Origin of the sequence: Streptomyces sp. NPDC059037, assembly GCF_042740015.1 — a bacterium.
Lineage (GTDB): Bacteria > Actinomycetota > Actinomycetes > Streptomycetales > Streptomycetaceae > Streptomyces.
The window spans coordinates 1-10,595 of sequence record NZ_JBHYIG010000321.1 but is presented as its reverse complement, the minus strand read 5'-3'; the positions used below and the strand labels follow the sequence as shown (position 1 = coordinate 10,595).

The window sequence follows — 10,595 nt, the reverse complement described above, 5'->3', positions numbered from 1 at the left end:
CGTGGGGGTGGGGGTGGGCGCGCGGGGGGGGGGGGGCGCGGGGGCGCGCGCCCGGGGCGCGGGGGGCGGGGGGGGGCCCCCCCCCCCCGCCCGAACACTATGAACGCAATGATCCAAACGGTGGCCCTCGCCCCCGGCGGTTCCTAACATCCCGGCTCGCAGCGCAAGTTCATGCCGAGCACCACGCACCGCGCACCGAGCCGAGCACCGAGCACCCACGGGAGCCGTTCCCATGAGCACACCTGACGCACCCACGCCCCTGCCCCGGAGATCCCAGTTCCGCCGGCTCCGCCCGGCGGCCCTGGCGGCCGCGCTCGCCGCCGTGCTGCTCGGCACGCTCGGCACCGCGACCGACACCCAGGCCAGGACCTCGGACCCGGCACCCACGACCTGCCCGCCCCGCCTGCTCGACACGGCGCGGTGCTACACCGGGAAGGACGCCAACGGGGCGCACTACACGATGGCGGTGCCCTCGGACTGGAACGGCTCCCTCGTCGTGCACGCCCACGGCGGTCCTGACCTCGGCGACGCGTCCGACCCCGCCCGCGGCGCCGACGACCTGGAGCGGTGGGCGGTGATGGTCGACGAGGGATACGCCTGGGCCGGCTCCGCCTACCGTCGCGGCGGCTACGGCACGCGGATGGCCGCCGCCGACACCGAGAACGTACGCCGCCTGTTCGTGAAGGAGTTCGGCACGCCGCGGCGTACTTACGTGCACGGCCAGTCCTGGGGCGGCAACGTCGCCGCCAAGGTCGCGGAGACGTACGGCGCACGGCCGGGGGTGTACGACGGGGCGCTGCTCACCAGCGGCGTACTCGGCGGGGGTTCGCGCGGCTACGACTACCGCGTCGACCTGCGGGTGGTCCACCAGTACTACTGCCGGAACCATCCCCGGCCCAGCGAGCCCAAGTACCCGCTGTGGCAGGGGCTGCGAGCGGACTCCACCATGACGGCCGCGGGCCTGCGCTCCCGCCTCCAGGAATGCACCGGTTACGCGTCACCGCCCGCGGACCGGACGGCCCTGCAGCAGCGCAACCTCGACGACATCCTGGCCGTCACCCGCATCCCGGAACGGGCCATCGAAGCGCATCTGCGCTTCGCGACGTTCACCTTCCGGGACATCGTGGCGACCCGCCTCGACGGCCGCAATCCGTTCGGCAACCGAGGCGTCACGTACTCGGGTTCACACGACGACAAGGCCCTCAACGCCGGTGTCGAACGCTTCTCGCCCGACCCCACGGCCCGCCGTGACCTCTCCTACGACAGCGACCTCACGGGCCGGGTGCCGATCCCGGTCCTCACCCTGCACGCGACCGACGACCCGACGGCTTTCGTCGAGCACGAGGCGGCGTACCGCGCCACACTGCGTGGCGCGGGCCGGGAGAGTCACCTCGTCCAGACCTTCACGACGGAGACGGAGCACAGCGCACTCAGCGACTCCGAGTACGCCACGTCCCTCTCCGCGCTGGACACTTGGGCCCGGACGGGCAACAAGCCGACCCCACACTCGACCGCGAGGTCCTGCGCGGCCTTCGACGAGCGATACGGCAGCGGATGCTTCTACACCCCGGACTTCCGCCCCGAACCGTACGCCGCACGCATCAGGCCCCGCCCCGGCGGCCTCTCCTGGCCGGCGATGACGGCCGCGCAGGAGAAGGCGTGGAGCGGGATCGACGGTGTGGGGATCGCGCCTTGACGCCGGTTACTGCGCCGTGCGCCGGGTGACCGGTCGGGACAGCGGGTCCGGTGGGTCGAAGGACAGGCCGTTCTCGTCGAGGGCGTTGTGGACGGCGACGCGGCCCTCGGGAAAGACGAAGCCGACCTCGATCGAGCCATGGGCCGCGTCGTCGCGGGACCATGTGAGGAGTTCGACGTCCTGGAGGGGGCAGCCCACGAGGGCCCGTGGTTGGGGCAGCGCGTTGACGCGCCAGCGCAGGGCGAAGCCCGGCCAGTCGACGGGCTGTTGCGGGTCGATCGTGTTCCAGGTGATCGAGAGGTCGTCGAACTTCCAGTGGTTGATCTCGACCTGCTCGCCGCCGAAGTCGAGCAGGACGGGGCAGTCGGCGAACCACTCGTCGTCCCGCACGTCCCAGGCCAGCCAGAGACCGGTCAGCGGGCGGCCGGTCAGCGCCCGCAGCCGGTGGCCGTGTGCGGCCTCGGCGGCGCGAGGGCTGTTGGTCCACCGCGGCTCGTAGCCCGCGATGCCGAAGTTGAACACGCGGTCACCGCTGCGGTCCGGCCGGAGGGAAAAGCGTCTCCTGGGCCAGGCTCGCCGCCAGTGTTCCCTCCGTGGTGTACATGCCGCCGGTGTACCAGCCGCGGCCCTGCGCGACGGTTTTCGGGATCATGTCGAGGAGGATCCAGGAGTCGAAGCTGACCTGGCGGTGGAACCAGACCGTGTGGTCGAGGGTGATGCCCGCGTACTTGCCGCCGCCGCTGACGCCGGAGATGCCGGTCGACACGTCGGAGAGGTACGTCAGGGCGCAGGCGTCCAGGAGCGGGTTCTCCGGGAGGGCGTCCTTGGTGCGCGCCCACAGTCGCGTGGGCCTGCCCCGGCCCCACGGCTGGGTCTGCGCCGGAAGCCGCCATTCGAGCAGCGGGAAGCGTCCCATCTCGAAGGGTTCGGACTCCTCCGGCGGTGTGGGGGCCGGGTGTTCGCCGAGTTGGGTGTCCTGCCCTGCCGACGGCTCGTGGAAGGAGGCCGACATGGTGAAGACCGTCCTGCCGTGCTGGCGGGCGACGACTCGGCGCGCGGAGAAGGAGAGCCCGTCCCGGTCCCGCTCCACCTCGAAGTCGACGGGGGCCGTGGTGTCACCGGGCAGGAGGTAGGCGGCGTGCAGCGAGCGCGGGAGTTGACGCCCCGACACGGTCAGACCCGCGGCGAGCAGGGCCTGGGCCGCGATCTGCCCGCCGTACAGGGGGAAGCTCTCCTCGACGACGACGGGGGCCTGGAAGCGGTCCTCCGCCGTCTTGTCGAGGACCAGCAGATCGGACAGCGTGCACTGCGCCTGAGTGGTCAACGGGCACCTGCCCGGCCCGCGTTGGCCGCCCTGACCGCGCGTCGCGCGTTTCGGTCCACCGGCTCCTCCTCGATCCCCATGATCCCCTTGTTCCCCTTGTTCCCCTTGTTCCCCTTGATCCAGCTGCCAGTCTGCCCCGGCGAGCGGGCCGGGCGACGTCCGCATGACGCACATCACAGGGATCCGGGGCCGGTCCTGCCGCCCTTGCGGGGGCCGCTGCCGCGCGCCGCTCCGGCCCGCTGAAGGATGTCCTTCCATGACACGGATCGACGCCCAAGAGATCGCCACCGCCCGCCTCGTCCTCGTACCCCTGACGGTCGAGCACGCCGACGAGATGGCCGGCGTGCTCTCCGACCCGGCCCTGCACACCTTCATCGGTGGTGCTCCCGACGGTCCCGACGCGCTGCGCGCCCGCTACCGGCGGATGACCGCCGGGTCCCCCGACCCGGCGGTCTCCTGGTGCAACTGGGTGGTCCGGCTGCGCGACAAGGACCGGCTGGCCGGGACGGTGCAGGCGACCCTCGTCCCCGAAGGCCCCGGACTCGTCGCGGAGGTCGCCTGGGTGATCGGGACTCCGTGGCAGGGGCGGGGCATCGCGGTGGAGGCGGCCCGTGGGCTCGTCGACTGGCTGGCGGGGCAGCCGGACGTGCGGCACGTCATCGCCCATGTCCACCCGGACCACCGTGCATCGGCCGCCGTCGCCACCGCCGCGGGGCTCACGCCCACGGACGAGTGGCAGGACGGCGAGGTCAAGTGGCGGCGGACGATGCGGTCTTGAGCGAAACGGATCAGAACGGGCGGTCGCCCGCGATGGCGACGCGCTCGGCGACCCGGCGGTGCGGGGCGTAGTCGTCGACCGCGTAGTGCTGGGTGGCGCGGTTGTCCCAGAACGCGATGTCGCCGGCCTGCCAGCGGAACCGCACCTGGTACTCCGGCACATGCGCCTGCCGCACCAGATACCCGAGCAGCCGGTCGCTCTCCTCGCGTTCCATGCCCACGATGTGCGTGGTGAACGACGTGTTCACGAAGAGCATCCGCCGCCCGGTCTCCGGGTGCCTGCGCACCACCGGGTGCGTGACCGGCGGGAACTGCTCCTGCAGCGGGATCAGCTTCTCGGGTCCGTAGAAGCGGGCGAAGCCGGGGATGAAGTCGTGCACCGCCCGCGCCCCTTCGATGCGCGCCTTCACGTCGTCGGGGAGGTTGTCGTACGCGGCCGCCATGTCCGCCCACATCGTGTCGCCGCCCACCGGCGGCACCTCGCGCAGCTGCAGGACGGCGCCGAGCGCGGGACGTTCGCGGAAGGTGACGTCCGCGTGCCAGACGTTCTCGTACGTAGGTGTGGCGCTGCCGCCCTTGTCGAACCGGACGACGTCATCGGCCGAGCCCCGCGCGAGCAGCGGATTGGTCTCCAGGTCGCCCCAGTTGAGGGCGAAGGCGCGCTGCTGCTCCGAGGTGATCGCGGCGCCCCGGAAGAAGAGCACCTTCCACTCCAGGAGGGCCCGGTTGAGCTCCTCGCGCAGCGCCGGCGTGAGGGGCCGCGCCAGGTCGACGCCGCGGATCTCGGCGCCGATGAGGCGGCCCTGCGGGACGACGTCGATCAGGTCGTACGGGCGCTCTTCCCAGCCCTCGGGCACGCGGCGCAGGGTGCGGCGCCCTTCGTACATGCCGTCGGCGGGGACGCGGGCATCGCGGAGCGCGGGAGAGGTGACAGTCATGGTGATCCTTCTGCGGCGAGAAACGGGTCGGTGGCCCGGAGCGGAGCCCCGAGCACTGCGGAGAGAGACGCGCTCCGGCAGCTAGCGACCCGATCGCTCGCACCCGCGCCGCCACGGGACCCCGAAGGTCCGCACGGCGGCGGTCAGGTGCTGGATCATGCACGCCATTCTGTACTGCTACCCCTTGCGGAGCAAACCCCCGTACTCGTAGATGCCCTTGTTGTGCTCGGTGGCGCCCAGGTAGGGGGACAGGTCGTCGTGGACGGGGGCGAGCGGCGGCTGGTCGGCGTCGGGGCGCCAGTCCACCAGGTTCACCAGACCGGGATCGACCGCTTCGAGGCCGTCGAGGAGGACGTCGACCTCGCCGGGGGTGCGGGTCTGCCAGGGGACGCCGCTGCCGGAGATGTGCGCGGTCATCGCGGCGCCGCGCTCCGGGTCGTCGGCGACGACCTGGGAGAAGCCCAGGTAACTCCCCGGGGCCGCCCGGTCGATGATCGTGTGCAGGACGCGGCGGGGGTCGTCGGCGTCGGCCAGGTGGTGCCCCACCGAGAGGAACAGCACGGCGACCGGCTCGTCGAAGTCGATCAGGCGCCGCACGTCGGGGTGGTCGAGGATCGCGTCCTGGTCACGCATGTCGCCGGTGATGACGGTGGTGGTCGCGTCGTCGGCGAGCAGCGCGTGGGCGTGCGCGAGGACGATCGGGTCGATGTCCACGTAGACGACACGGGCGTCCGGCGCGAAGCGCTGCGCGACCTGGTGGACGTTGTCGTCGGTCGGCAGGCCGCAGCCCATGTCGATGAACTGGCGGACCCCCTCCTGGGTCAGATGGCGCACCACACGGAAGAGGAACTCGCGGTTCTGCCGGGCTATGTCGACGCACTCGGGGAAGTCGGGCAGTGTGCGCAGCAGGAACTCGCGGTCGATCGCGTAGTTGTCCTTGCCGCCGAGCATCCAGCCGTAGGCACGTGCCGACGTGGGCACGTCGAAGGGAATGGACGTCATCTCGGGCTGCTCGTCACCGGCCACAGTGCGCTCTCCACCTCTGCCACAGGGATATGGGTCTTGGCTCCGTCGCGGCGACACTATCCCGTGCCGTGCGGGCAGGTGAACCCGGTCCCGATCACCAACAGGTGCGCCCACAGCGGCGGTTGAGGCGACGGCCGCACGGAGGCGGCGCGCCATCGGGCACCCGCCCGCCCATGAGGCGGCCGGATGGCGCATGATCGGACGTACGCGAGTCACGTTCCACCGGATATACGCGAGATTCGTTCCACCGGATACGCGAGATACGTTCCACCAGAGAGGACCTCCCCATGGAAGACCGCTTCGATGTCGTCGTGCTCGGAGCAGGACCCGGCGGCTATGTGGCCGCCATCCGCGCCGCCCAGCTGGGCAAGCGGGTAGCGGTCGTCGAGGAGAAGTACTGGGGAGGTGTCTGCCTCAACGTCGGCTGCATCCCGACCAAGGCGCTGCTGCGCAACGCCGAGCTGGCCCATCTGTTCACGCACGAGCAGAAGACGTACGGCATCAAGGTCGACGGGAACGTGTCCTTCGACTACGGCGAGGCGTTCAACCGCAGCCGCACCGTCGCGGACGGCCGCGTCAAGGGCGTCCACTTCCTGATGAAGAAGAACAAGATCACCGAGTTCGACGGCCGGGGCACCTTCCTCGACGCGAACACGCTCCAGGTGGCCAAGTCCGACGGCACGACCGCCACCATCGGCTTCGACAACTGCATCATCGCCACGGGTGCCACGCCGAAGCTGCTTCCCGGCACCAGCCGCACCGAGCGCGTGGTGACGTACGAGGAGCAGATCCTCGCCGACAGCGTGCCGCAGTCCATCGTGATCGCGGGCGCCGGAGCCATCGGCATCGAGTTCGCGTACGTCCTGCACAACTACGGCGTGAAGGTCACGATCGTCGAGTTCCTCGACCGCATCGCGCCGCTGGAGGACGTGGACGTCTCGACGGAGCTCGCCAAGCAGTACCGCAAGCTCGGCATCGACGTGAAGACCTCGACCCGCGTCGAGTCGATCGACGAGTCGGGCCCGCAGGTGCGCGTCACGGTGACCGGCAAGGACGGCAAGCAGGAGATCCTGGAGGCGGACAAGGTCCTGCAGGCCATCGGCTTCGCGCCGAACGTCACGGGCTACGGCCTGGAGGCGACGGGCGTGGCGCTGACCGAGCGCGGCGCCATCGACATCGACGGCCGCGGGCGCACGAACGTGCCGCACATCTACGCCATCGGTGACGTCACCGCGAAGCTGATGCTGGCGCACACCGCCGAGTCCATGGGTGTGGTGGCCGCCGAGACGATCGCGGGCGCCGAGACGATGGAGCTCGACTACCCGATGATCCCGCGCGCGACCTACTCGCAGCCGCAGATCGCCAGCTTCGGCTGGACGGAGGCGCAGGCCAAGGAGAAGGGCTTCGACGTCAAGGTCGCCAAGTTCCCGTTCATGGCGAACGGCAAGGCGCACGGCCTGGGCGACACGGTCGGCTTCGTCAAGGTCATCAGCGATGCCCAGTACGGCGAGATCATCGGCGCCCACCTGATCGGCCCGGACGTCACGGAGCTGCTTCCCGAGCTCACGCTGGCCCAGCAGTGGGACCTGACCGTGCACGAGGTCGCCCGCAATGTGCACGCCCACCCGACGCTCGGCGAGGCCGTCAAGGAGGCCGTGCACGGCCTGGCCGGGCACATGATCAACTTCTGACACACCCTCGGACGCACACAGGGCGCCCCGCCACGAGCCGTACGGCTCAAGTGGCGGGGCCACCCGGTCCGGAAAATCCTTGGTCAGCCCCCTGGTCATAACCGGCGGAGAGGGCTTCAGCATCCGCGTACGAAGGCAGGCCCTCCGGCAGTGCGCCGCCCCGCTCGACCGCCTGGGCCGTGGTGACGGCCGCGTGGAGGGACGCCCGGAAGAGGAGGGAGCCGGTGCTCACTCGGCGGACTCCCAGGTCTGCGAGGTGGGTGTAGGTGAGGCGGCCGGGGGCGTAGAGGATGTTGAGGGGCAGGTCGAAGGTGGTGACCAGGGTTGCGATGGTCTTCTCGTCCTGGAGGGCGGGGACGAACAGGCCGTCGGCGCCCACCTGTTGATAGGCGGCGGCCCGGCGTTCGGTCTCCCCTGCCTCCCCGGCGCTCAGCCAGTACGTGTCCGTGCGCGCGTTGACGAAGAGGTCCGGGACCGTCTCCTTGATGGCACGGATCAGCTCGCATTGGGTGGCGGTGTCGGTGAGGGTGCCGTCCGGGCGGCCGTCCTCGATGTTCACGCCGACGATGCCCGCCGCGGCGAGCTCGGCCGCGAGCTTCGCCACGTCGGCCGGGCGCTCGGCGAAGCCGCCCTCGATGTCGACGGTGATCAGCGCGGGCAGCCGGGCCAGGCCGCGGGCCAGACGCAGGGTCTCCTCGCGTGTGTCGCCCGTGGCGTCCGCCTTCCCTGCGGCGGACGCCACACCGAGGCTGGTGGTGCCGATCGCCGCGAAGCCGCTGTGGGCGAGCGCGGCGGCGGAGGCGTGGTCCCAGGCGTTGGGCAGCAGCAAGGGGTGGCCGGCCCGGTGCAGGGCGCGGAACTGGGCGGCTCGGTCTGCGTAGGTCATGTCCGGACCGTATCCCCATGCTCCGTTCGGCGGCCGGACGGAGCATGGATGCGACGGATGCCGGACCTGATGTAGAGAAGCGGTCGCCCGCTCCGACGTCTCCTGTGAGAGTGGCCCACAGGGGGTCACACCGCGCAGCAGCCGAGGAGCGACATCATGAAGTATCTGGTGATGGTGCAGGGCACACAGGCCGACTACGAGGCGATGACCGGCAAGCCGTCCGCCAACAGCCCGGCCGCTTGGAGCGAGAAGGACATGCAGGCGATGTTCGCCTTCATGGGCTCGCTCAACGACGATCTGGCCGAGTCCGGTGAGATCGTCGACGCGCAGGGCCTGGCCGAGCCCGCGCAGACCCGCCTGGTCGACGTGGACAAGGACGGCCGCCCGGTCATCACGGACGGCCCCTACGGCGAGACGAAGGAAGTGCTCGCCGGGTACTGGGTCCTCGACTGCGCGAGCCTGGACCGGGTCACCGAGATCGCCAAGCGGATCCAGGAGTGCCCCGTTCCTGAGGGCGCCCCCCACTACCCGGTGGTGATCCGTCCCATCCCGGACGCCGACGGAGGCGAATGTTGAGACGTACGACCGAGGTCGAGGACCTGCTGCGTCTGCACGCGCCGCAGGTCCTCGGCGCGCTGGTACGCCGTTACGGGCATTTCACCGAGGCCGAGGACGCGGTGCAGGAGGCGCTGCTCGCCGCGGCACGGCAGTGGCCCGACGAGGGTGTGCCGAACAACCCGCGCGGCTGGCTGATCCGGGTCGCGTCGCGGCGGCTCATCGACCAGCTGCGCGCCGACGAGGCCCGGCGCCGGCGCGAGGAGGCGGACGCCCAGCTCGCCCCGCGGGACGCGTTCAGCACGCCCGCGCCCGGCGAGAGCCGTGCGCCGTCCGAGGACGACACCCTCACCCTGCTCTTCCTCTGCTGCCACCCCGACTTGAGCCCGGCCGCCCAGGTCGCGCTGACCCTGCGCGCCGTCGGCGGTCTGACCACCGCCGAGATCGCCCGCGCGCATCTGGTGCCCGAGGCGACGATGGCCCAGCGGATCAGCAGAGCCAAGGGGAAGATCAAGGGGGCGCCGTTTCGCCAGCCGGGCCCCGACGACCGGGATCAGCGGCTCGCGGTGGTGCTGCAAGTGCTCTACCTCATCTTCAACGAGGGCTACACCGCGACCTCCGGCAACGCCCTGCACCGCGCCGACCTGGCCCGCGAGGCGATCCGGCTGACCCGGTCCGTGCGCACCCTGCTGCCCGCGGAGGGCGCGGTGACCGGACTGCTCGCGCTCATGCTGCTCACCGAGGCCCGCAGCGCTGCCCGCACCGGACCGCACGGCGAACTCGTCCCGCTCGACGAGCAGGACCGCTCCCGCTGGGACCGGCGGGCGATCGAGGAAGGCTCCGCGCTGGTCGAGGAGGCGCTCTCCCAGGGCCCGGCGGGCGCCTATCAACTGCAGGCGGCGATCGCGGCACTGCACGACGAGGCGGCGCGCGCCGACGACACGGACTGGCCGCAGATCCTCGCCCTGTACGACCTCCTGGTACGCCGAGCCCCCGAGCCCATGGCCGAACTGGGCCGGGCCGTGGCCGTCGCCATGGTGCACGGGCCGCGGGCCGGGCTCGCCGAAGTCGCCGAACTGGACGACCGGTTGGCGGGTCACCACCGGCTCGACGCCGTCCGCGCCCATCTCCTTGAACAGGCGGGCGAGACCGAAGCCGCCCGCGCCGCCTACCAGTCGGCGGCGCAGCGCACGCTCAGCATTCCCGAGCGGCACTATCTGCAGAGACGTGCGGCGCGGCTGCTGCCCTGAGCCAGCCTGCTCACTGCGCTTACGTTGCCATTGCCGTTGCCGTTGCCGTTGCCGTTGCCGTTGCCGTTGCCGTTGCCGCTCCAAGTCCGGGATATATCAGGGGACTTGAGGGCAACCCCCTAGGCGCCACCCTGAGAGCAACCCTGATCACGCCCCGGGCCCATCCCTGATTCCTGGATCACGCGGTTGTGACTCCGGCGACTCACGGTCATCGTCGATCACAGGCCATCCCGTGATCCGGTTCGTGAGAGGGGACTTGATGCGACCGTACTTACGAACGCTCACCGCAGCGCTCACCGCCGTGCTCGCCGCCGGCGTACTCGCCGGGGCGGCGACGCCGGGCGCAGGGGCGGCGGACGCCGATCCGCCCGGACGCGGCCCGACGACGCCGGACTCCATCGGCTGGAAGCCGTGCCCCCAGGACGCCGAAGCGGACTGCGGGACCCTGCGGC

The 10,595-nt window shown here is 71.2% G+C and carries 10 protein-coding genes and 1 pseudogene; 6 read left to right on the top strand and 5 right to left on the bottom strand.

Annotated elements, in window-relative coordinates; translation table 11 throughout:
* The first annotated feature begins 232 nt into the window (after positions 1-232).
* A complete protein-coding gene (locus ACFWY6_RS39670; RefSeq protein WP_384701021.1) occupies positions 233-1,696 on the top strand; it encodes a DUF6351 family protein in 1,464 nt (487 codons plus the stop codon).
* Positions 1,697-1,702: 6 nt separating this feature from the next.
* Here the strand turns inward: ACFWY6_RS39670 and ACFWY6_RS39665 are convergent, their stop codons facing one another.
* Both ACFWY6_RS39665 and ACFWY6_RS39660 read right to left on the bottom strand, forming a co-directional pair.
* The gene (locus ACFWY6_RS39665; RefSeq protein WP_384701018.1) at positions 1,703-2,218 is read right to left on the bottom strand and encodes a hypothetical protein; all 516 of its coding nucleotides are present in this window, start codon (positions 2,216-2,218) and stop codon (positions 1,703-1,705) included.
* Between the two features lie 4 nt (positions 2,219-2,222).
* Positions 2,223-3,020, bottom strand: a complete 798-nt coding sequence (locus ACFWY6_RS39660; protein ID WP_384701016.1) for an acyl-CoA thioesterase — start codon at positions 3,018-3,020, stop codon at positions 2,223-2,225.
* Between the two features lie 256 nt (positions 3,021-3,276).
* Here ACFWY6_RS39660 and ACFWY6_RS39655 point away from each other — a divergent pair, with 256 nt between their 5' ends.
* A complete protein-coding gene (locus ACFWY6_RS39655) occupies positions 3,277-3,798 on the top strand; it encodes a GNAT family N-acetyltransferase (RefSeq protein WP_384701014.1) in 522 nt (173 codons plus the stop codon).
* A gap of 10 nt (positions 3,799-3,808) precedes the next feature.
* Here ACFWY6_RS39655 and ACFWY6_RS39650 read toward each other — a convergent pair whose 3' ends face one another.
* Both ACFWY6_RS39650 and ACFWY6_RS39645 read right to left on the bottom strand, forming a co-directional pair.
* Positions 3,809-4,735 (bottom strand): TauD/TfdA dioxygenase family protein, encoded by a 927-nt coding sequence (locus tag ACFWY6_RS39650; RefSeq protein WP_384701011.1) that lies wholly within the window; start codon positions 4,733-4,735, stop codon positions 3,809-3,811.
* Positions 4,736-4,912: 177 nt separating this feature from the next.
* Complete coding sequence (locus ACFWY6_RS39645) at positions 4,913-5,737, bottom strand: SAM-dependent methyltransferase (RefSeq protein ID WP_384701008.1); 825 nt, start codon at positions 5,735-5,737, stop codon at positions 4,913-4,915.
* A 311-nt stretch (positions 5,738-6,048) separates the two neighbouring features.
* Between ACFWY6_RS39645 and lpdA the strand changes: the two genes are divergently transcribed.
* Positions 6,049-7,452 (top strand): dihydrolipoyl dehydrogenase, encoded by a 1,404-nt coding sequence (gene lpdA / locus ACFWY6_RS39640; protein ID WP_384701005.1) that lies wholly within the window; start codon positions 6,049-6,051, stop codon positions 7,450-7,452.
* A 46-nt stretch (positions 7,453-7,498) separates the two neighbouring features.
* On the opposite strand, the gene ACFWY6_RS39635 is transcribed toward lpdA, so the two are convergent.
* Entirely contained in the window at positions 7,499-8,338 is an 840-nt protein-coding gene (locus tag ACFWY6_RS39635; RefSeq protein WP_384701002.1) for an isocitrate lyase/phosphoenolpyruvate mutase family protein, read from the bottom strand.
* 156 nt (positions 8,339-8,494) lie between these two features.
* Between ACFWY6_RS39635 and ACFWY6_RS39630 the strand changes: the two genes are divergently transcribed.
* The 3 genes and pseudogenes from ACFWY6_RS39630 to ACFWY6_RS39620 form a co-directional block, all read left to right on the top strand.
* Entirely contained in the window at positions 8,495-8,914 is a 420-nt protein-coding gene (locus ACFWY6_RS39630) for a YciI family protein (RefSeq protein WP_384700999.1), read from the top strand.
* Positions 8,908-10,143, top strand: coding sequence for an RNA polymerase sigma factor (locus ACFWY6_RS39625; protein WP_384700997.1), 1,236 nt, complete (start codon positions 8,908-8,910; stop codon positions 10,141-10,143). The genes ACFWY6_RS39630 and ACFWY6_RS39625 overlap by 7 nt, the downstream gene beginning before the upstream one ends.
* 259 nt (positions 10,144-10,402) lie before the next feature.
* Positions 10,403-10,595, top strand: a pseudogene (locus ACFWY6_RS39620) (hypothetical protein); the annotation flags it as partial.